This is a genomic window from Paenibacillus alginolyticus DSM 5050 = NBRC 15375, from assembly GCF_000422905.1.
GTDB lineage: Bacteria > Bacillota > Bacilli > Paenibacillales > NBRC-103111 > Paenibacillus_E > Paenibacillus_E alginolyticus.
On sequence record NZ_AUGY01000009.1, the window covers coordinates 47424 to 68372 of the forward strand.

Genomic DNA, 20949 nt, shown 5'->3' on the forward strand with positions numbered 1-20949 from the left:
CCTTTTCCATTTTATTTTCAACTCATTTTACACGAGTAAAATACAAGGAGGAAGATGAGAATGACGACAGTGACTCTGGATATCCCTGAGCTCTCACGACAATTTGAAAATGATGGTTACTTACTGCTTCGCAATGTACTATCGGAAGAAAGGATTGCAGAATTGAATAGTGCCGTTGACGGCATCCTTTCAGATGAGCAAGAGTCGTTATCCTACAACATTTACAATAGCGTAGTGCGAGCACCCTCTATTTTGTCCTTAATGGACAATCCGACAATTCTTCCACTGATCGTTAATTTGATGGGTTATAACATCCAACTTCATATCTCACATCTGACCGTGCGCAAACCAAATCCTGATGATTTCAAGACTGAGACCAACAGCTTCATAAACTGGCATCAGGATGGACCCGCGCCCAAATTCCCAAGTATTAACGGACTTACATCCACCTACTACATTAAAGTTTGTTATATTTTGAGCGATATGTCTGAGCCAGACCGCGGGAATACGAAAATCATTCCGGGCAGTCATAAGTGGCCAGATTACCAACCTGTTCAAATCGACGTGAATGTGCCTTTACCAGGAGAAATGCAGATTTGCGGTAAGCCTGGGGACGTATTTATATTTGCACAAAATCTTTGGCATGCCGGTTCCCCGAACCGCTCTGACTTCACACGTCGCCAATTATTCATTGGCTATAGCCCGATTTGGATGAGGCCTATTGATTACCATGCTGCTTCTCCAGCTCTACTTGAAGGGGCAGATCCGATACGCCGCCAACTACTTGGGGCAATTAGTGAAAACTATTTCAAATTCTACGTTCCGGAAGAGTCAATGGTCCCGCTTAAAAAGCTATGGTTAGGCGATGATGCTACGAAAAGTGAGTACATTTAGATTTGTCCAAATTTATGATACCCTTGAGGAAACAAGAAAAGGGAGTTCCTTATGATTACCAGGAAAGAAGTCGCAGACCGGGCGGGTGTTTCGGTAGCTGTCGTTTCATATGTGCTTAATAATCGAAGCATCGTCAAAGAAGAAACAAGGCAAAAAGTACTTGCGGTAATCAATGAGCTAGGTTATCGTCCCAATCAAACAGCCCGCAGCCTCAAAACTAGGAAAACAGGGCAAATTGCTGTCCTCGTCCATTTCGTGGGAAACCCATTCGAGGGTGGATTGCTATTGTATATTGAGAAAAAAGCTAAACTCAGCAATTATTCTGTGTTTTTTCATTCATTTGAACCTGCTCGTGAAGAAGAATTAAAAAATACACTGATGGGGCGTGTGGACGGCATTCTTCTGCTGGGCCAAACGCTAAGCGAGGAAAGTCAGGCATTTTACAGCTTGATGGAGCTCCCCATCGTGTCTCTAATGCATCCAGGTGTTTCCATGCCGAACATCCCGGTCGTTGATGTGGATTGGGTAACTGAAATGCGGCGGTTAATTGTTCATCTGCGCGAACAAGGGCATGATCAGATTGCCTTTATGACGGCTGGCGATTCGCAGGATCCGATTGCTTATCGGCTTATTGCTTTCCGCGAAGCCATGCGTCACGAAGGAGTGGAACTGCCGGAGCCATATATTCTCGAAGGAGCTGGCCGCTTCGAGATGGCTTTCCACACGTTAACCACAACACTAACGCAAGGTTTTGATTTTACCGCTATTGTAGCAGCAAATGATTTGATGGCGGTTGGTTGCCTCGCGGCTTGCCGCGAATCCGGCATTCTTGTTCCACACCAATTGGCAATCGCCGGGTGCGAAGATATTCTAATGTCTTCGCAAGTCTCGCCAGCTTTGACAGCTATCTCTTATCCACGGATGGAGGTTGGCTTGGCAGCGACAGAACTGCTGTTATCACTCATCGACGGAGACAATAGGAAGACACCACGACTGGAAGGCAAGCTTTCAGTAAGAGCTTCTACAGTTGAGCCGTAATGAACAATCTCAGTTGGAATAAATTGTTATATATGCAAGTGAAAAGTTAGGGCATATTAAAGATCGCAATCAATTGAAAACGATCAATTTGTTTGCTATCCTACACAAATCTTAAAGAAGAGGTGCACAACATGACAGTAGCTTCTCAAGTAAAAACAACATTGGCCTCGCTTAAAAGTGCCCAAGCAAGCTTGGAAACATTTGCTCTAGGCACGCAGAATCAAGAAGCCAAACAGCTGTATGAAACGGCAGCCCTCACTACGCAAGACATCGTAAATCAAGTCGCCTCCCGTGTTCAGCAATTAGAAAATGAAGAACCTCAGTACAAAGGCTTCTAGTTAATAGACATAAAAACAGCCGGCTGCAAGCTTATGCAGCTGGCTGTTTTTACATTAGAGCAAGCAGGCGAAAAGCAGAGTAAGTAAAACGAACAGAATTAAGATGAGCAGTATCAGTTTATCTATTGGCATTTAAGCCGTCCCTCGTTTCGGATGAGATTCCTATTATTCCAATGGTTGGCCGGACGATTTCCTAAGCTCGTTGGCCAATCGGTGAAATTCTGCTCTTGCCTCCGCGTCCTCAGTTGCCGAATAAGCCGCAGACAAGAACGCAATAATTTTATTTGCATCTTCCACACTTAACATAGATTCAGCTCCTCCCTGAAGTCGGGTTATTTACCAGTCCAATAATCAAACGTCAGCACATTGTTTTTGAAAAAAGAATAGGGCAAGTAACAATAGCCTTGATCTCCCCATGCTTTCCCCCATGAATTCCGAACGATGACGGTTCCTTGGCCCTTCTGCTTACCATCTCGATATCCGACGGCCAATAAAGCATGACCGCCTAATAGCTGCTCTTTTTTCCGATTCGGGTAAGGGATCTTGCCTGTTTTTGCCGCCAGTGGGCTTTCGAAGGATTCATACAACCAGATTCCGAAGACAACAGGCTGGCCATCAGCTAATGCAGCTTTAATCCCTGCCAAATCGTGGATCCGATGATAGCCTTCAATACGATAGGCACCTGCTGCAGCTTCCGCCTCAGAATCAGGTGTTTCTTTAAATTTGGCTATACGATAAGGCCATTCGGCTTCCGTACATACCCCAATTTTATGCAGTACTTTCATGCCATCACGTACAGTTGCTCCCGAGTCACGGTTGATCGCACCTTCTAATTTACGCTCATGCCAATAATGAAAAAGACGAGATAGCCGGATCGTTGAATCTCGTTCTTGACGAAGCCAATACTCACGGAGCCCGCTTACAATGGCATTCGATGTGCAGGAGCCTAAATTTCCCTGATTCACAATAGGAGACAGCTCCTTGCGCAAATCCACTTTGCGAGGCAATTGCGATTCCCGAATATAATTCACGCTTCGGTAATAATAATCCCGAAAATCACGCTGGTCCCGTTTAACCGTGTACTTACGCATCTCGTAGCCTCCTAGTGTGTTTGCAGAATTGTACTGCAGTATATTCAACCATAGGCTACAGCGTGCAAAAAGCACGCATCCCTATCGAATGCGTGCTTTTTTCTGATTACTTTTCATTACTTTTTGATATATTTGCAAGTATTTTGTTGTCATCTGGGACGTTGTAAATCTACGAATGACATAACGACGAAGAACAGCCGGATGCGGGTACTTCCCTTCTTTTACCTTAGCAACCATTTCAGAAACAGAGCGGCAGATTAATCGAGGAAACCCCGCCATAACTTCGGACGCACCACGTTTCAAGGCAATTACCGGTGTGCCGCAGGCCATAGCCTCAATCATAACGAGTCCAAAAGGCTCTTCCCACAGCGTAGGAAACAGCAAACAACTTGCATATTTGAGCAGCTTCTGTCTATTCTTCCCTCCAATAGGGCCAACAAAATTGATGTTGGGATTTCTTCTAATTCGAGGTGCAATTTCATTATTAAAAAATATTTTATTTTTTATCGGTCCAGCAATAATAAGTTTTTTATTCGTTCTCTCCGCAATCTCAATGGCTTGCAGAACACCTTTCTCTCGCAGAATACGTCCCATAAATAACATATAATTGCGCTTTTTATCACTGAATTCATATTCATTAGGGTTAAGTCCATTATATACATAGTGTCCTCGATTTTTGCCCATCACCTTTCTAGCTCGCATGGAAAGATATACAGGATGCTTCACTCTTTGCTTTACAGGGAGATGTAAGGTACACACTATCGGAATACGAAGATTGAGCCGTCCAAGTGCAGATCTAAACGTATGATCATGAATAACGTTAACATCACGCGGCAACCTACTCAAGACATACTTTGCTATTCCTTGATTACGAAGCCCCCTTGGAAACGGGACAAGTTTAGCGCTTGTTCGACTCCCGCTAGCAGCAAAAATAGTAACCCGATGACCTCTTCGGACTAGATTCTCAGTCAATTCATAAACTATCTTTTCTGTCCCTCCCTGATTCGTGGGCGGAAGCTTCTGTGCATTTGGAAAGTTGGAAATCACCTGCACAATGTGAAGACGCTTCATCCCCTATCACTCCGTTTCTCTTAACATTTTTTCCATGTGTTCGCGAAGCCATGACCTCAGATCGGCTCTCTTGTTCGCTTCAGAAAGAATCGATGTAATAAATCCTCTATGATTTCCAACATCATGCCATTGCCCCTTTACCTCACAGGCATAAATGGCTTCGATTTCGTTCAACGTAATCAGTGCGTCCGTCAACTGAATTTCTTTACCAACGCCTGGCTTTTGAGTGGCCAGCACATCAAAAATCTGAGGTGTCAAAATGTAACGACCCAGTATGGCCAAATTAGACGGCGACATAGGAAGAACTGGTTTTTCAATAAGGTTTAATACACTATAAAAACCTTCATGCAGATCTTTAGCATCTATAATTCCGTAATTCGAAACGAATTGATCCTCAACTTCCTGAACACCAATAATTGACCTCTGATATCGATCATAGTAATGGATTAACTGCGCCAGTGCAGGCGTTTCGGCATCAAAAAACGTATCTCCTAATAACACCGCAAAAGGTTCATTTCCAACGAAAGAACGGGCGCACCAAATAGCATGTCCTAGTCCAAACGGCTCGGTTTGGCGAATATAGTGAAGATTGGCTAGCTGGGTTGGCTCCTGCACACGCCCAAGAAGATCAAACTTCTCACGCGCTGTAAGATAGCTTTCCAATTCAAAAGCGGTATCAAAGTGATCTTCGATCGCTTTCTTCCCTTTCCCTGTCACGATGATAATGTCTTCAATGCCTGAAGCTACCGCCTCTTCTACGATAAATTGAATGGTTGGTTTATCTATGATAGGCAGCATTTCCTTTGGCATAGCTTTGGTTGCCGGTAGGAATCGCGTGCCCAAACCTGCAGCTGGTATGACCGCTTTTCGAATCTTCAAACATATCACCATCTCTCAATTAAAATGAATAAGCTTTATGTTTAAAATATGCAAATCCCTTTGGAATGCTACGGACATGTATCTTTTTCTCTCAAAAATATAACTTAATTAATGTTAAGCTTCGCCTACCCTCACACCAACGATTAACTTAGTTCTGCATGTGTTTATCCGGTTAATAGCGCACAAAAAAAGAGCCTACCCGCAGGTAAGCTCCATTTGAAACTACAAACTTATTAATCTTCGTAAATCACGACTGACTTCGTCTCTTCTTCCCATTTAACCGTAGCTTTTAGAGCTTCGCTGATGAAACGAACCGGTACAACCGTGTTACCTTCAACGATGGCTGCAGGAACTTCCAGTGTTACTTCTTTACCGTCTACAGTAGCTTTCGTGCTATCGATAAAAAGCTTTACTGTAATTCCGCCACGAGTAACCGTTACTGAACGTTCTTCCGCGTTCCATGTTACTTCAGCTTTTAGCGATTCCGAAATCGCACGGAATGGTACAACGTGCTGCCATCTTTAATAAAAGGATTTACTTCCAAAGCAGGCTCCTCACCATTCACATACAAAAGCACGCCTTTTTTCCCTAGTTTTTCATAAAGCTTGCCCAGTTTCTTGTAGGAATTCAAGTTCTTTAAGTTTGCTTTTACGGCTTCCTTTTGAACATAAACTGCATCGGTTACACTCCCCTGCTCGTCCAATACATCTGCAACAGCAGAAAGTGCAGCATCTCGATCTTTAATCGCATCAAGTTCAGCCTTTAATTCGTCGCTAATGTGAGCACCGTAGTTTGTCAAAAGTAGATCAGCAATAACAGCTCCGGCTGGCTTATCCTTTACATTCTCGAGCGCATGAAGAAGACCAAGATAACCGTTTTTCCCTTGGTTTCCATATGTATCCGAGGTTACAGTTGCAGTCATATCTTCTTTAACTTTCACATTTAGTTCTACTGCTGGCTTGGACGAATCTGCTTTATCAGCATTGTTGCCATTCTCGAATTTTGCAAATGCAGATCCTGTCATAAGACTAGTTACAACAATGCATGTAGCTGTGATCATCCAGGGCTTGTTCATTTTCATAATAACGACGCCTCGGTTGTTGGGATTTATTAACTCCCTAACATATTCGACAGGATTCCAATTATTGGAGGGGTCTTAGAGAGAATTGAAAAAAACCAACCAAACCGCAGAGTTGTTATGATAGAAAGAGCCATGAGAAGCAACTGCTATCCAAGGCTCTTCTTCTAGCTATTTCAAATAAAACACTTCACGCATTGGTTGAATAGGCGCCGCTTCACGGAAGTCGAAGGAACCTACGACCATCTTCGAAGTAATCGCATTCCATCGATTGCAAGCTTCACTTTCTGCTAAGTAAGCGAAAGCAGCTTCCACATCATCGCACAAGAAGCAATAAAAAAACTGTGTACCATTTTGAAAGATCGAGTAATCTCTAATCCCGGCTTTCGTGTGCTCTTCCATAATTTCCGGCCATGGAGCCAGATGCATAGTCACGTATTCCTCTAAGTCTTCTTCACGAATGGTCCATGTCCATGCGAATTTCCCGCTATTCGTCATATGGTCACCCTTCCCCCTTAACATGTAATCAATTGTACTTTACCGCGGTAACTTCGCATCGTCAATAAACATCGTCACCCATACTTATAAACAGTAAAAGACGACAGCCAATTAGGGCCGCCGTCTCTTGTTACATGGTGTTTATTATTCGATTTTACGGGATGCTACAATGAACCAAATGAGAAAAGCGCAGCACAATAGCGCAAGAAAGCCATAGCCGCCGAACACGTCATATTTTGAGGCAAAGTAACCGAAGCCAAGACCAGCGAGCATGTGCACGAGGTTCTCCCCTAACGACTGGAAAGAATCGATTGTTGCCCGCATAGAGGAATCCGTCCGGTGATGCAAGTAGCCCGAAGCGATTGGCTCCATCACGCCGGAGAACAAGCAAATGATGAACATTGCCGTGAGGCCGATGAAATCCTTACTAAGTGCGACATACGTGAAGCCGACGGCGAAAATAACCATAATCATGAAAATCAATACTCTATGGCTGAACCAACGTATCAGCATGTGTGACATCAGATTGCCAGGAAGCTGCAGCAGCATGATCCCTGCTGATAATACGCCGAAGTATACAACTGGAATACCTAGTCTGCTCGCGTATAACTGCCAGAACTCTTCAATATACCCCATCGCAGCGCCTGTCACCATGGCTGAAAGCATCACAATGGAGACACTTGGGTTCGCTCTAAAAAAGCGCAGAGACATCACGATATATGTCTTGAAAGGAATTGCTTCCTCGACAGAAGTGTTGTCCTCAGCAGCCGGTTCAATCAATACCAATGAGATGGCTAGAGCGATTAGCGTGCTTCCGAGTGATATCCAGTAGTTCAGCTCAAGGCCGTACTTACTTGCAAGCAAGCTTCCGCACAGTGCAGCGAGTATGGCAGATACGAAGCCGCAGGCATTCAATCTGCCCAGTTGTTTTTCGAACGTAGAAGCCTTCCCTTGCAGCAGCAAGGAGTCGTAAAGCAAGGCATTCTCTGAGCCGCTGCTGGCTGATCTGCTCACGCCCGCCAAGAAAACAACCAAGGCAAAGTGCCAGAATTCCGTCGCATACAGTAGAATCAGAAACTCACTGCACCTCAAGAGGGAGCTTAGTACTAGCATCCTTTTTCGGCCCCACTTGTCGGCCATAATGCCAGTTGGAATCTCCAGAAGGACAATGGTCAGCGCATAAATGATTTCGGTAAACACGACCATCTGAATGGTCATGCCCCGCTCTTCCCAGAATAGCGTTTCGATAACGTAGGCTGGGATAAGGCTGGAAAAGAAGCGGAGCGCAAATAGTTTGCGAAGATTGGCTGTGTAATCCATGAAAGAACTCCTCTCCTAATCTGATTGGCTAGTTGGGCTCAATCAAATCAGGGGGGCGCTCGTGGCGGACTAACGGTTACGTCTTAGCAAGGAGGTCGTGCGAAAGCTATCATATTGGGGTCTCTCCTTTCATTTAGATCGTAGTTAACCCCATCATAAGTTGCGAAACAGGGCGCGTCAATGATTCTAGGATCATTGTCTCTTTTTTACTTTTTTCCGCCACAACACCCAAGCAAGCATGCACATCGAAATAACCGCTCCAGCTAATCCAAGTCCCATGTCTTTTTGAGTATCAAAAACATCACCTTGCAGACCGACATATTCCAATCCCTTTTGCCCAGCTACAAAAGCAGCCCCCATCTCTATGATTTCGAAACAGGCGCTGCAACTGAAACAGACAGCCACGGGAATGATATAAGACCAAAAACCACGTAGTGCGGCGGCTCGTGTTAGCAATTCACGGAATGGATATGTCCAGAACAAACCGAATGCGAAATGAACGACCCGATCGTAGTAGCTTCTCTGTGTATGAAACGAAGCTTTCAGCCACATATCGAAAGGTGTACCCTCATAGGTATAATGAGCCCATAGGTATGTAAGCAAAGAAAAATAAACATGAGTAAATAGGAAGCATTAGAGAACCGAAAAACTTCATAAGTGAAAGCGAGAATAAGCACGACGATAACGGGGAGTATGCTCTCAATAAGCCATTATATCCGGTCAGTGGGTGCGATGGCCGTAAATCCCCAATACACAGCAAGCATGAAGATCATCAAATGCAAAGGCCAATTGCGGGAAAACGGTATGTCCGGGTTCGTCAGCATGTTCGTCCGTTCCTTTTACACAGGCTGCTAATCATATAGAAGTTAACCTTTCCGATTGTATGTTTTTTGTCTGGTTTACAAATACACAAAATCCCGTTAGCCATTTCGGCCATTGGGAGATTTATGTATGACTTTAGTCTTCTGGTGTACGATCCAAGTATAAACGGGTCACGGAAGTAGCATCGCCATTTTCAATATCTTCTTCCGTTGCTTTTTTTTCAAGAGGATCATGCGTGTTCATACCCGGTGCAATTGTCGGCTCGTTATGGTTGGATTGGGACTTCTCTTTCAAATTGATCACCTCCATCAACCATAGTTTGGATAAATTTGCCGATCCTATACTTGGACGGTCAAATTCTGTGCAATAAGGGCAGAGAATCAAATATCCAAATTGGTTTTTTGGCATCCCCAGCAGGATGTTGGAGTTTGGGGTGGCTCTAGACAGTCATTAATGTAAAAAGTACATCAAAATTTGTTAAAAGTGACTCATCTGGCGAGTAATCATGCATTTTGTACATCAAATTCAGGCCAAACTCTGGCCTTGAGCCAGAATCGGTTAATTTTGATGTAATTTTTGCAGCTTCTGCCTATCGAAAGGTAGTTTTAACAGAAATTAACTGCACTTTTTGCATGAAAATTCGTTTATAAAGCAATCTCTGCCGTTTCACGGACAAGCGCTTCAAATATGCCGATTGCCTTATACAAATCAGAACGTTCAGCTGTCAAGCAGGCGAAGCCCTCCCGAACGCGTGACTCGAAATCACTTGGAGCCAACTGAAAACGACTACACTGTGCCACCGCCCCTTTTTCGTTCAAAAGATAAACCCCATTGCAAGCAAACAATACTTGCGTTAAACAACTTACCGTCCGAAAGAGATGACCAGCCGCATAAGATACATCCTTGCGACTCCATGCTTTTTTGGCATTCGATACGGAAAAATCCGCTTCCCACATAAACTTCGCGATTGTCGCTTGCCGAAGGGGATCCGGATACGGATCTGTCAACGTCTTCATCTCAGCCACTAGGCCATCCGGATCCCAGAGAGGTCGGCAATACGCTGCTTCTCCCATGTAAATAGATGTGCAGAATCCATGAGGATGCCCAGGCTGATAATGGATGTCAATCCGCCCTTTACGACAATCGGTGATCACTCCAGTTACAATCTCAGCATCACGGTAGAGGAGGTCCATTGAATATCCTCCCATCTTTAACCAGCCTCCACCGTTAATCCATGGCCACCAGCCGCCTATCGGCGTAATTAGTCCATTACGATGTTCGTCGTCTAGTGCCGATGCTAAACTTTCGAGAGCCTCCGTGTCGATCGGGTATCCAGATTGATAGTAGAGTCCAATGTCAATGTCGGATTCCGATGTTTCAGTACCACAGGCCCGAGATCCGCCTAACACGACCGCTTTGATTCCCGGGATATGACGTAATTGCCGAACAGCTGATTCCATTACAACGTTTGCATCCATGTTCCATAGCCTCCATTCCAGATGAAAGCCAGCCCAACAAGATGAAGGGCGAGCTCTATCACCTATGATTTAAAACTGTAGGACAAGTTTGGTTTGCGGTTCAAGAACTATTTTTTCTTTCCATATTAAATTTCCCTCTGCCTGTTCAAAGGAGACGCTTTTGCCGCCAATCATTACGCTCTTCACAGCTCGCCCAACCAAGAGTCTGCTTCCAAAGCTGGATAACCTTAATTCCCCCATCATTACCTCTAACTCGAGCTGTCCATCGCTGCTGCGGAACTCGCCCCAACCTTCGTTCAAGCTCCAGAAACAACGAAAATCATCAGCTTGCCATCTCGGGCTAAAGCCAACATGTCCTGCTACCATATCATATTCGAATCCGCTTAAAGCAAGAAGCAGGCCATAGGACGCCATGGAACGGGCATAATTGCTTCCGCACTCGAACTCGTTCCATGGGTTGCGGCGCTCTCCATCATATCGGTCCCGGATGGACTTAACGGCACTCAGCCCTTCCATCACGAGTCCTTCATAAATCATATGGCAAGCAGATTGATATTCGAACCCATTCATGCATTCGTCTGCATAAGGAACCGGCACGATCGGACTGTTCTCATCAGGCCAAGTACAGATCATCAGGCCAGACTCGTCATTCAATCCATAGATACGGCAGGCATTTGGAAAATCACGCAAATTCTCGATATAATTATGATCATAAATCGATTGAACCGCTCGTTTCACTTTCACAGGATCAAGGACATAACCGAGACCAACCAGATGAGCAAACCATTGACCGAGTACTTGATCAATACCGCAGCCTTCACCTATCTGATACTTGTGCTCACCTGCCTCGTCATTCCAGTATACTTCTTCCGCTCCATATTTCTCTAGGATTGATCGGTCTTTGAGATCGACCAACTGATGGAAGTACCGGCCATTGAACATATGCTCGTTCGTCCATGCGGATCCTTTGGTGTAAATGGAGTCGTACTCTACCGCAATCTCCTGTTCCCCGAGAGCCTCCGCCATCTCTGCTGCCGCCTTCAACGCAGTCAAGTACATGCTCGTCAGCCAAGAATTGGGGCCGAACAATTCCATGTCCAGCGTATGATGCTGGCGCCCTTCCATGACACCGTCCTTGTCGGCATCCCATTGGTCTTCGTTGGTAGGATCCCAGGCATATTCGAGAGCTTTGCGAACATTTGGCCAAATCGAGCGCAGCCACTCGGTATCGCCTGAAATTTTCCATTCCCGATAGGACTTAATCACGCCTCCCATCTGACCGTCGGCAGCCGCCCTGAACGTGTTATCACGAGTCGTTCGCTCAGCCGGCAGCATGAGGCGGAACGCCATTTTTCCATTCTCGAATTGGGCGTGTTTGTACTCGATGTTTCGCATCGAACGAGCAAGTGCCGGGAACAAGAAAGCTGTCGCCTGCTCGTAATTCCACACATGGGTGCAGGAACCTTCACACGAGCCTTCGTTCGTATGAACACCCTCGAAGCCGTAAAGTGTCCCGTCGGTCAAACGCAGCACTGTAGGAGATTTCAGGATCGAAATGTTGCCGCTAATAGCATCAATCACAATGTCGGGTAGTGTAGACCGGAACAGCGTCTCTTGGAATAACCGCGTTTCCTTATTCAATCGATCATAATGTTTCATGATGTAATTTGCCGTATCAGTGGAATCACGAAACAAAGTTGAGTAGTAGTTTTTCCATGAAGGTTGACGCCCGCTTTCATCACCACTGCCTGGATTCCAGAAGTTAACGCAATTCGGAAAATTCCAGGCAAGCACAAACCGGAATCTAGCCTTCCCACCAGCCGCTACCGTACGATGCCCGCTCAGCAGACCAACATCCTGATGCTTTTCATGCAGCCTTTTCGCATCCAGCTCACGCGGTCCTTCATATCTTCGCTCCTGAAAGCGGCCGGGTCGACGAAAATCCTTCCAGAACACGGTAAGGTTATCGAACCATCCACCACGATACCAATACGATTGATAGCTGACGTCATCATTGTCAGTCATCAACGTCATATCGCCGAATTCCGCTTCGTCCATTTCATACTGTGTGGATGACATACGGATGGCTCGTCGCCCGTCGAATTCAACTGCTTCATTGACAGCACCCTGACGAAACGGATTCGACACATTGCCAACCACACTGATGTCCAACTCATCCGAAGACCGATTAGTCACCTCATATTCGAAAATGGCACAGGGTATAGATGAATCCCGATCATTCAGAGGAATGAATGGATTGAAGGCTGTCAGTTTGACCGTGATTGGGTCATCGACATCGTCGAACGTCATTTCTGCGAAAGGGAATTGTCCACGGAACGATGTATTTGTAAAGTGCGGAAATCCAGCCATGTTTTCCCGTCTGGGTCCGTACCCATAACCTTCGAATTTGCCTTTCCCTTCTCCAGTATACGGGGCTTGCATATCGCCATTGAGTACTTTGGTCAGCCTGACCTCACCCTTGCACTCTGCCTTAACGGCAAAGAATGAGAACCCGTTAAAGCTCAACTTGTTGGGCCGGTTGAAAATTTCCCAATCAATCAGCCGTCCGTTGCCAGCGAGACCGATACTTCCCGTTCCAATCCCGCCAAGCGGAAAAGAGATTTGGCTCGTCTTGGCTCCTGTATACATAAAGTCTTTGTCCATACGAAACTGTTTGTTTACTATATTGTTGCTCATATCTTGGCCTCCTTAAGTTCCTAACTGATTTCATGAATCCTGACAGGCACTCACAGTTTAAGTCCACCCGCCGTAATGCCATCCAGCAAGTACTTTTGTCCGAAAATGTAAAAGAGCAGCGGAACGATAAGCGACAATGTCACCCCTGCCAGGATAGCAGACAAGTTCCCTGTTCCGAACGCTCCGGTTAATGCCGTCATTCCGATCGGCAGCGTCATTTTTTCGAAGGAATTCAGAAAAATTAAAGGGCGGAAAAAGTCGTTCCAATGCGCAATGAAACTTATGACCGAAGTTACGGCAACCGCCGGAAACGACATGGGAAGGATGACTTTAAGGAAAACCCATAATCGGCTAGCACCGTCCATATAAGCGGCTTCGTCATAGGTATAAGATATGGACATCATCGTTTGCCGAATCATGAATATTCCGAATGGGTTGATTAGGCCCGGCAAAATGAGCGCTAAGTGTGTATCGACCAAGCCTAATTTCGACATCAAAATGAACTGAGGAATGATGGTTACCTGCCCTGGAATCATAAGTCCTGAAAGAAAGATGAGAAAGAGGACGTTGCGTCCTGGAAAAGCAATACGAGAGAAGGCAAAAGCGGCCATGCTTGAGATGAATATATGCCCAATCACGATGATCAAGCAAATTTTCAGGCTATTGGAGATAAAGTCGGAAAACGGTACTTTTGCAAACACCTCTGCATAGTTGCTGATGTGCCACGCTGTCGGGAAAATGGCCGGCGGCAGTGAGAACGAATCTTTTGGCAGACGCAGCGAGGTGGAGAAAATCCATAGGAAAGGGGTGAGCATCAGAAAAGAGAACACAAGCAAAGCGCCATCCAATAAGATGCGTTCTAGTTTGATCCGCCTCACGGTTCTTGCAGCCGTACCTGCAATCCGCAACTTGGTAACCTCCACAAGTAATCAACTCCTCTTTTAGTCCCGATCGTAATTTACCCACTTATGGCTAACGGAAAATTGCAAAATCGTCACGCACAAAATAATCAAGAACAGACTGAGTGAGAGCGTAGATGCATACCCCATCTCATGATGCTGGAAGGCGACCTCATAGATATACATGTTCACTGAACGCGAAGCATCGCCAGGACCTCCCCCAGTGATAAGGTACGGTTCATCGAATATTTGCGTCGCACCAATCAGCGTAGTCACCAAAACGAAGAATATGGTAGGGGAAAGCATCGGCAGTGTGATGAAGAAGAATCGCTGCATTTTGCTTGCACCATCAATTTCAGCTGCTTCATAGAGAGGCTCTGGAATGCTTTGGAGGCCGATCAAATAATAAAGAAATGCATTACCTATAAATTTCCAAAAACTGTAAATCGCAACGGCCAGATATACCCACTGCGGCGACTGCATCCAAGGAATCGGATCGACTCCAAACTTGCTAAGAAAGTAATTCAAAATGCCGAAATCCTTGCTGAAAATGAATTGCCATGCGACGGCGACCGCAGCAGAAGTCGCTAATACCGGGAAATAGAAAATCGTACGGTACAGATATTTCCAACATTTTCCTATATTCCGGTTAACCGCTAACGCAATGAACAGCCCGAGAATAACGTGCATCGGCGTTAATATTGCAATAAATTTGATGGTATTGCCGTAAGTAAGCCATAACCGATCATCAACAAATAAATGTGTAATGTTGTCAAAACCGATCCATTTGACTGGTGTGATTATGTTGTACTTCGTGAAACTGAGATAAATGGTTGCCACAACCGGTTCGCCGATAAATATAATGAAAAATAGCAAAGCCGGTGACAGAAATAAGAACCCGACGAGGATGTTGGACATTTTACGATTAACTGCCACGCTAGATCCCTCCCATGAACCGGGGCGCCGGGCGATCCGATTGGATCGCCGACGGCATACCGCGAGTCAACATCATTTTTTCAGGATGGCATCAATTTCTTGTTTGGCTTTCTTCATGGCTGTCGCTGCATCGGACTGGTTAGACAGGATCTCCGATACATGCCGATCGAATACTCCTTGGATTTCACCATATTGCATCGGAGCTTCTACCGCTTTGGCAATATCGGCGCTTTCTGCGTATACCTTCCAATTCTGAGCTGGTGTCTTCGGCAAGACTTCATTCATAACAGAGATGCGGGTTGGAATTGACGTGTTGGAAAGCGTCGTTTTCTGCGAATAGGCGCCGCTTAGGAAAGCAGTAAGTTTATATGCCGCTTCCGGGTATTTCGTTGATTTGAGCACAGGGAACGCCCCTGACCCGAAAATAACTTTGTTCGTCTTGAACGTTGGCAAATACTGTACGTCAATGTTCGTGAATTTATTTTTGTCATAGGTACCAAATGGCCATTTACCAGCTGATATCATAGCAATTTGACCATTGATCAACATCTGGATTTGGTTATCCTTAGGGTCAGGAACCGGCGCAACTTTGTATTTATAGATGAGATCCTGAAAAAATTGCATCATCTCGATGGCATTAGGATCATCTAATTTACTAGTGGTCATATCGTCATTCAGTACACTCGCATTGTTGTTAAACAACCATGCCGACGCTCCAAAATAATAATTGGGAATTGCAAAGCCGAAAGTTTTCTTCCCATCCTTCTCTGAGGTCAACTTTTGAGCGTACTGAAGAAAGTCATCCTTCGTCCAGCCTTTATTTGGAACAGATAGCCCGGCTTTCTTGAGGAGATCGGTATTGAAGTGCATAACGACGTTATTCCAGTCCCAAACAAAGCCGTACGTTTTATTGTCAATAACGAAAGGCGATTGAAGCTTTGGATGCAGATCACTATAGTTATCCAAAGCACCGGGATCTGTTTTCATATAGGGATCCAGCGGGAGAAGCAGGTTCTGTTTGGCAAACATCTGGATGCCTTCGATCGCTACGCGAATAACGTCAGGTGATTTGCCGCCAGCAATCATTGTCTGAATTTTATTAAAATAATCTGCCCAACCGTTGCTGACCACTTCGACCCTTTTCACAGTGATATCGGGGTTAAGCTTATTGAACTCGGCCAAAATATTCGTAAGCTGTTCATCGGATGCTTCATTTTTGCTCCAAACTAACGTAAGTTCGGCTTTACCTGATTTGGATGCAGTAGGTTTGCTTTCTGAGCTGCATGCGACTAGCGACCACCCAAGAGAAAGAATCAATAATAGGACCCAAGCCTTTTTCATATGCGAGACACCATCCTTAACAGATTGTGGGACGCACTGCCGGAACAGCGAACCCGGTGCATCCAGATGTCTGTCTATGCTGTTGAATCATGGTCGAAATTCACTTCCGTGCACGTGCACGGAAGTGGCTAAAAAAAATTTGAAGCAAAGATCATATTACCGATAGGGGCGTCCCCCCTTGCCACCGTTCCTACTTCTGATTGGCAAATAAACAATGTGAGCTCCAATATCTAATTTCGTGCACGTGAACGATTTCATCTTAACAAATGCCCTCAATTTTGTAAACGCTTTTATTGCAAATTAGTTCATCTTTCCTATGCCTAACTCCCCTTTATCGTTCACGAGCACGAGGTATTGACCAGCCCGCTCAGTTAGGCTACGATTAGACCACTAGATTCCATTCTCACGGAGGCCGCATGAACATTACCAGTAAACAAATCGCCGAGCTGTGCGGAGTTACACGGGGAACGGTGGATCGGGCGCTAAACAACCGTCCCGGTATTAATCCGGAAACTCGTGTGAAAATACTGCGGGTCGCAGAGGAGCTCGGCTACCGCCCCCATTTTTTAGCTCAAAGCCTTGTCAAAGGACATACCAAAACGTTAGGTATCGTGCTGTTTGACATTCATAATCAAATTTTCTCCCAGTTATTCCACGCGTTCGAAGCCGAAGCAAGGAAACGGGGCTATATCGTTTATCTTGTCCTTTCTAATCGCGACAAGGACCTAGAACTAGAGTATATCAACAACTTGTTAGATCGTAGAGTCGATGGAATTGCCTTGCTGCCAGCTAATTTCAACAAAAAATTCGAATCACTTTTGACTCGCTCGCGGACACCTATCGTGACCTTCGGCAATCGCCTTTCTGGCCCGTTTCCTTATGTTTGGATTGACGACAAGCAAGCGATCCGAGACTCAGTCGCCTTTCTTTCCAGCCAAGGCTATCGGCATTTGATCTATTTAAGTCCGCCTCTGATGCGAAAGGGAAAAGAAAATATATATGTGCCCGAACAACGATATCTTGGTTTTATCGAGGCATGTGAAGAGATCTCAGATATGCGGCATAGCGTCATCGCACAGAAAAATTATTTGGCCGAATTGGAGCAATTGATAGAGAAAACGGACGGCAAAAGCGCGATCTTATGCTCTAGTGACGTGTATGCCCTTGAGGTTCTGAAGTGGTTGAAATCCCGCAAAATCCGAGTACCTGAACAAATTGGCCTCATGGGTTTCGATAACATTCAAGTATTGAAATACATTAATCCCTCACTAACAACAGTAGATTACAATGTGAATGAAATCGGCACTAAACTGGCTGACGTACTAATTAGTCAAATTAACAATGATGAAGTTCCTGCCGAGACACTTATCGCTCATCATGTCCTCCAAGGTGAATCCGTCACGCTAGACAGAGATTTATAGGGTCTCTGTGAGAGTGATTATTAAGGTTGATGCAACGCAATAATCAAAAAAGAGCCGCCGCGGCAGCTCTTCTTTGATATATATTTCTACACAAATCCTCCATTACTACGAATGGTTTGACCCGTAATCCACTGAGATTCCTCGCTGGCCAAAAATAGCGCAACACTGGCAATATCGTTAGGTTCTCCTAGACGTCCGAACGCATTCATTTTACGAAGACCTTCAATTTGCTCCTCTGTTTTTCCAACTGTGAATAGCTCCGTGTTAACCGGACCAGGTGCAATTGCATTGATGGTGATCCCCTTCGGACCAAACTCTTTGGCCAATTGGCGCGTAAACTGCTCCACTGCTCCCTTTGTTCCTGCGTACACACTGTAAGTTGGGAACATTTGACCGACAACTGAAGTAGAGAAGTTAATGATACGACCGTTCTGTTCCATATATTTTGCAGCTTGCTGGCAAGCAAAGAAAGTTCCCTTCACATTTATTGCAAATTGCTTGTCAAAATCCTCTTCAGTAATGCTAGCAATCGGTTTGGTGATCATAATACCTGCATTATTAACTAGAATATCAATTCGTCCAAACGCCTTTAAAGTCTCCTGAAATAGTTTCTCTACTTCTGCCACGCTGCTAATATCAGCTAGGATTGCTATGGCATCTCCACCATTGTTCTTTATCCCACTTACGACCTCTTCTGCTTTAGCCGGGCTGCTTGCGTAATTAACTATAACCTTTGCTCCGTTCCGAGCAAACTCCTCAGCAATTTCGCGTCCTATTCCCCTTGATGCTCCGGTTACTAAAGCTACTTTTCCAGTTAGTTTATTTCCCATTATGATACTCCTCCGATCAATTCGTATTCGGTTGATTCCTGCTTGTTGATATGATTATATTGTAACACAAAACAAAAATCAAGTTACATTTTTATATTTTTGTCACTTGATTTGATAAGTTCTGAATAGAACAAAGGGAAAGCCCTCCTGATGGATAAACATCAGAGTTCTTTCCCTTTGTTTATTGCCGATTCCCTGTAATAGGCAGTGCAAGCTTTTCTAAGCTACAATCGAACACTCGCCACGACAGGATAATGGTCTGACGGATAGCGACCATTGTACATGCTTCGATCGATGTTAATTGAATTAACTTGAATGTCGGGCGTCACGAAAATGTAATCTATCGGCTCTCCCATATCGCCGCCTTTAAAGTCATGCCAAGTGCAGCCTACATCCTTGTCCTCGCCATAAGTGTCACAAAGCCCCGCCTGTGTCAGAATTTCGATCACATCGCTGCTTGGGCCACAGTTAAAATCACCCGTCAAAATTGCCGGAATCCCGTCTCGGCTGTTCATGGTGCGGATTCGATCTAGAATAAGCTGGATGCCATTCGTTCTAGCTACCTCACTCATATGATCCAAGTGAGTATTGTACACATAATAATCCTGTCCATCTTGCTGCCTCAGCCTTACCCAGGTGCATATTCGCGGGCAGCCTGTGTTCCAGCTCAAATAACCGAGCTGTTCAGGAAATTCGGATAGACCGAAATCCCGCTCTCGACTGGTTTCAGCAGACCGCGATGATAGAAGACAGCGCAATGCTCGTCTTCATTCCCACCCTGCCGGCCATCACCGAGCCAGGCGTAATCCGGCAGCAGCGGCTGTAGATCCTGCAGCATAGCGTGCGTTCCCTCCTGCGTGCAAACAATCGCTGCCCCCGCTTTTTTTATGGCCTCGGTCACTTCAGTGATACGGTTCGGCCACGCATTGTCGCTATCCTGCCTGACATTTACCCGCAAGTTAAACGTCATCACGGTAATATCCATGGTTACCCTCCAACTACAGAATCCTTCCCTATACACCATTCGTTAACTATTCTGAATCCCCTGCCAACCCCAATCAGCCAATCGTGATCTTCCCCTCCGGGTAACGATAAGGCTCTTTTTTCGGCAACGGCGACAAGGTATAGGCCAATGTGACAGGACCCAGTCGTCCGACAAACATTAAAATGATGATAAACACCTTACCGAATCCCGTGAGCTGTGACGATAATCCCACCGACATTCCAGCCGTAGCATACGCCGAAGTAACCTCGAACAATATGCCTAAGAAATGGAAGTTCTCTGTGATCGATAGGATCATTGTCGAAAGAGCTAATGTAATAGATTTATAAATCCGATCCTTTGATATTCTGCGGTGGAAAAGTACAATTTCGTCCCTGCCTCGAACCATGGCATAAACCGCGCCAATAAGGATCACGAAGGTAGTCACCTTAATTCCTCCACCGGAGGAACCGGGCGCGGCACCGATAAACATCCTGAGAATGATAAAAAACTGCGTAGCCTGCCTCATCGAAGCAATATCGACTGTATTTACACCTGCTGAACGTGATGACACGGATTGCAGCATTGCACTGAGTGTTTTGCCTATGGTGGACAACGGCTGCAGTGTGAGGGAATTGGTGAACTCAAACACAAAGATGACAAGTGTACGTATCCATATAAGAGCGGCGGACGCGGTTAGGACAACCTTGCTATGCAGCGTTAATTTTTTATTCTTAGGGTATGTAAGCAAGTCAGAAATAACGATAAATCCAATTCCGCCTAAAATAATAAGCAGCATGGAGACGATGTTAATGTACGGGTCCTCTACATAATGCATCAGGCTTCCCATTCTATTAGGCAAACTGCCAAACAGATCGAATCCCGCGCTGTTGAATATTGAGATACTATGAAAAATGCCAAAATACAGCGCTTGGCCTACGGGCATTTCAAATGACCAGCGAAGTGCGAATAACAACGCGCCTGCGAATTCAATATACAGCGCATAGATTAATACCTTGCGTATAAGACGGACTATCCCTTCCGTCGAATCATGGTTCATCGCTTCCTGTAAGATGAGACGTTCTGAAAAGAAATACGTCGGCGGAGCACGAGTGCAATGAGTGTGGACATCGTCATGAAGCCGAGACCGCCAATTTGGACTAGCAAAATAAGAACAATCTCCCCAAAAGCCGATAGATGCGCTCCTGTATTAATCACGGTCAACCCGGTAACACAAGTAGCGGAAGTCGCCATAAATAAGGCGTCAATAAATGCTAATCTGCCAATAACAATGTAAAGACAGCATGACCAATTGGCACGCCTTTAAATTGACTTA

Annotated in this window: 22 protein-coding genes and 2 pseudogenes; 4 read left to right on the forward strand and 20 right to left on the reverse strand. The window is 45.2% G+C overall.

From position 1 onward, the window contains the following. Nucleotides 1-60 precede the first annotated feature (60 nt). The 3 genes from G519_RS0103945 (at nt 61) to G519_RS0103955 (ending at nt 2270) form a co-directional block, all read left to right on the forward strand. A complete protein-coding gene (locus tag G519_RS0103945; RefSeq protein ID WP_029193578.1) occupies nt 61-894 on the forward strand; it encodes a phytanoyl-CoA dioxygenase family protein in 834 nt (277 codons plus the stop codon). Nucleotides 895-945: 51 nt separating this feature from the next. After that, on the forward strand, nt 946-1932 hold the full coding sequence (locus G519_RS0103950) for a LacI family DNA-binding transcriptional regulator (RefSeq protein ID WP_029193579.1): 987 nt from the start codon (nt 946-948) through the stop codon (nt 1930-1932). Nucleotides 1933-2063: 131 nt separating this feature from the next. Next, nucleotides 2064-2270 (forward strand): DUF1657 domain-containing protein, encoded by a 207-nt coding sequence (locus G519_RS0103955; RefSeq protein WP_029193580.1) that lies wholly within the window; start codon nt 2064-2066, stop codon nt 2268-2270. 165 nt (nt 2271-2435) lie between these two features. On the opposite strand, the gene G519_RS0103960 is transcribed toward G519_RS0103955, so the two are convergent. The 16 genes and pseudogenes from G519_RS0103960 to G519_RS0104025 all read right to left on the reverse strand — a co-directional run bounded on the left by G519_RS0103960 (nt 2436) and on the right by G519_RS0104025 (nt 16380). After that, nucleotides 2436-2576, reverse strand: a complete 141-nt coding sequence (locus tag G519_RS0103960) for a hypothetical protein (protein WP_029193581.1) — start codon at nt 2574-2576, stop codon at nt 2436-2438. Between the two features lie 26 nt (nt 2577-2602). Next, the gene (locus G519_RS0103965) at nt 2603-3361 is read right to left on the reverse strand and encodes a C1 family peptidase (protein ID WP_051253045.1); all 759 of its coding nucleotides are present in this window, start codon (nt 3359-3361) and stop codon (nt 2603-2605) included. A gap of 81 nt (nt 3362-3442) precedes the next feature. Further along, nucleotides 3443-4045 carry a glycosyltransferase gene (locus G519_RS51945; protein WP_244280006.1) on the reverse strand — a complete coding sequence of 201 codons (603 nt, stop codon included), beginning with the start codon at nt 4043-4045 and terminating at the stop codon, nt 3443-3445. Between the two features lie 36 nt (nt 4046-4081). Continuing rightward, nucleotides 4082-4432: pseudogene (locus tag G519_RS51950) on the reverse strand (glycosyltransferase); the annotation flags it as partial. Nucleotides 4433-4438: 6 nt separating this feature from the next. Then, nucleotides 4439-5311, reverse strand: a complete 873-nt coding sequence (gene galU / locus G519_RS49895) for a UTP--glucose-1-phosphate uridylyltransferase GalU (protein ID WP_029193584.1) — start codon at nt 5309-5311, stop codon at nt 4439-4441. A gap of 233 nt (nt 5312-5544) precedes the next feature. Beyond that, nucleotides 5545-5802 carry a copper amine oxidase N-terminal domain-containing protein gene (locus G519_RS51955; protein ID WP_244280007.1) on the reverse strand — a complete coding sequence of 86 codons (258 nt, stop codon included), beginning with the start codon at nt 5800-5802 and terminating at the stop codon, nt 5545-5547. Continuing rightward, nucleotides 5787-6392, reverse strand: a complete 606-nt coding sequence (locus G519_RS41620; RefSeq protein WP_244280001.1) for a hypothetical protein — start codon at nt 6390-6392, stop codon at nt 5787-5789. Before G519_RS41620 ends, G519_RS51955 begins: the two co-directional genes overlap by 16 nt. A gap of 168 nt (nt 6393-6560) precedes the next feature. Continuing rightward, complete coding sequence (locus tag G519_RS0103985; protein WP_029193585.1) at nt 6561-6887, reverse strand: L-rhamnose mutarotase; 327 nt, start codon at nt 6885-6887, stop codon at nt 6561-6563. A 144-nt stretch (nt 6888-7031) separates the two neighbouring features. Then, nucleotides 7032-8207 (reverse strand): MFS transporter, encoded by a 1176-nt coding sequence (locus G519_RS0103990; protein WP_029193586.1) that lies wholly within the window; start codon nt 8205-8207, stop codon nt 7032-7034. Between the two features lie 192 nt (nt 8208-8399). Next, nucleotides 8400-8810, reverse strand: coding sequence for a DUF2238 domain-containing protein (locus tag G519_RS41625; protein ID WP_244280002.1), 411 nt, complete (start codon nt 8808-8810; stop codon nt 8400-8402). Between the two features lie 354 nt (nt 8811-9164). Beyond that, a complete protein-coding gene (locus tag G519_RS51230; RefSeq protein ID WP_164826757.1) occupies nt 9165-9323 on the reverse strand; it encodes a hypothetical protein in 159 nt (52 codons plus the stop codon). A 350-nt stretch (nt 9324-9673) separates the two neighbouring features. Beyond that, entirely contained in the window at nt 9674-10507 is an 834-nt protein-coding gene (locus G519_RS0104005) for a nucleotidyltransferase domain-containing protein (RefSeq protein WP_029193587.1), read from the reverse strand. A 69-nt stretch (nt 10508-10576) separates the two neighbouring features. Continuing rightward, a complete protein-coding gene (locus tag G519_RS0104010; RefSeq protein ID WP_127527945.1) occupies nt 10577-13204 on the reverse strand; it encodes a GH116 family glycosyl-hydrolase in 2628 nt (875 codons plus the stop codon). A 50-nt stretch (nt 13205-13254) separates the two neighbouring features. Beyond that, nucleotides 13255-14127: a carbohydrate ABC transporter permease gene (locus G519_RS0104015; RefSeq protein ID WP_051253046.1), complete on the reverse strand. Its 873-nt coding sequence runs from the start codon at nt 14125-14127 to the stop codon at nt 13255-13257. A gap of 18 nt (nt 14128-14145) precedes the next feature. Then, nucleotides 14146-15039: a carbohydrate ABC transporter permease gene (locus G519_RS0104020; protein ID WP_029193590.1), complete on the reverse strand. Its 894-nt coding sequence runs from the start codon at nt 15037-15039 to the stop codon at nt 14146-14148. A 72-nt stretch (nt 15040-15111) separates the two neighbouring features. Further along, entirely contained in the window at nt 15112-16380 is a 1269-nt protein-coding gene (locus G519_RS0104025) for an ABC transporter substrate-binding protein (RefSeq protein ID WP_029193591.1), read from the reverse strand. Nucleotides 16381-16796: 416 nt separating this feature from the next. On the opposite strand from G519_RS0104025, the gene G519_RS0104030 reads away from it, so the two are divergent. Further along, on the forward strand, nt 16797-17801 hold the full coding sequence (locus G519_RS0104030) for a LacI family DNA-binding transcriptional regulator (RefSeq protein WP_029193592.1): 1005 nt from the start codon (nt 16797-16799) through the stop codon (nt 17799-17801). A gap of 86 nt (nt 17802-17887) precedes the next feature. Here the strand turns inward: G519_RS0104030 and G519_RS0104035 are convergent, their stop codons facing one another. From G519_RS0104035 to G519_RS41635, 4 genes and pseudogenes are all read right to left on the reverse strand, one after another. After that, a complete protein-coding gene (locus G519_RS0104035) occupies nt 17888-18631 on the reverse strand; it encodes an SDR family oxidoreductase (protein ID WP_029193593.1) in 744 nt (247 codons plus the stop codon). Nucleotides 18632-18855: 224 nt separating this feature from the next. Beyond that, entirely contained in the window at nt 18856-19302 is a 447-nt protein-coding gene (locus G519_RS48705) for an endonuclease/exonuclease/phosphatase family protein (RefSeq protein ID WP_127527947.1), read from the reverse strand. Beyond that, nucleotides 19299-19655, reverse strand: a complete 357-nt coding sequence (locus G519_RS48710) for an exonuclease/endonuclease/phosphatase family protein (RefSeq protein WP_127527949.1) — start codon at nt 19653-19655, stop codon at nt 19299-19301. The genes G519_RS48705 and G519_RS48710 overlap by 4 nt, the downstream gene beginning before the upstream one ends. A 34-nt stretch (nt 19656-19689) precedes the next feature. Next, nucleotides 19690-20891 (reverse strand): annotated as a pseudogene (locus tag G519_RS41635) (TrkH family potassium uptake protein); the annotation flags it as partial. Nucleotides 20892-20949: the final 58 nt, after the last annotated feature.

Coding starts and splice junctions, on each gene's coding strand:
- G519_RS0103945 (WP_029193578.1), top strand. CDS start 61: ATGACGACAGTGACTCTGGATATCCCTGAGCTCTCACGACAATTTGAA.
- G519_RS0103950 (WP_029193579.1), top strand. CDS start 946: ATGATTACCAGGAAAGAAGTCGCAGACCGGGCGGGTGTTTCGGTAGCT.
- G519_RS0103955 (WP_029193580.1), top strand. CDS start 2,064: ATGACAGTAGCTTCTCAAGTAAAAACAACATTGGCCTCGCTTAAAAGT.
- G519_RS0103960 (WP_029193581.1), bottom strand. CDS start 2,576: ATGTTAAGTGTGGAAGATGCAAATAAAATTATTGCGTTCTTGTCTGCG.
- G519_RS0103965 (WP_051253045.1), bottom strand. CDS start 3,361: ATGCGTAAGTACACGGTTAAACGGGACCAGCGTGATTTTCGGGATTAT.
- G519_RS51945 (WP_244280006.1), bottom strand. CDS start 4,045: ATGGGCAAAAATCGAGGACACTATGTATATAATGGACTTAACCCTAAT.
- G519_RS41620 (WP_244280001.1), bottom strand. CDS start 6,392: ATGAAAATGAACAAGCCCTGGATGATCACAGCTACATGCATTGTTGTA.
- G519_RS0103985 (WP_029193585.1), bottom strand. CDS start 6,887: ATGACGAATAGCGGGAAATTCGCATGGACATGGACCATTCGTGAAGAA.
- G519_RS0103990 (WP_029193586.1), bottom strand. CDS start 8,207: ATGGATTACACAGCCAATCTTCGCAAACTATTTGCGCTCCGCTTCTTT.
- G519_RS0104005 (WP_029193587.1), bottom strand. CDS start 10,507: ATGGATGCAAACGTTGTAATGGAATCAGCTGTTCGGCAATTACGTCAT.
- G519_RS0104010 (WP_127527945.1), bottom strand. CDS start 13,204: ATGAGCAACAATATAGTAAACAAACAGTTTCGTATGGACAAAGACTTT.
- G519_RS0104025 (WP_029193591.1), bottom strand. CDS start 16,380: ATGAAAAAGGCTTGGGTCCTATTATTGATTCTTTCTCTTGGGTGGTCG.
- G519_RS0104030 (WP_029193592.1), top strand. CDS start 16,797: ATGAACATTACCAGTAAACAAATCGCCGAGCTGTGCGGAGTTACACGG.
- G519_RS0104035 (WP_029193593.1), bottom strand. CDS start 18,631: ATGGGAAATAAACTAACTGGAAAAGTAGCTTTAGTAACCGGAGCATCA.
- G519_RS48710 (WP_127527949.1), bottom strand. CDS start 19,655: ATGGTGTATAGGGAAGGATTCTGTAGTTGGAGGGTAACCATGGATATT.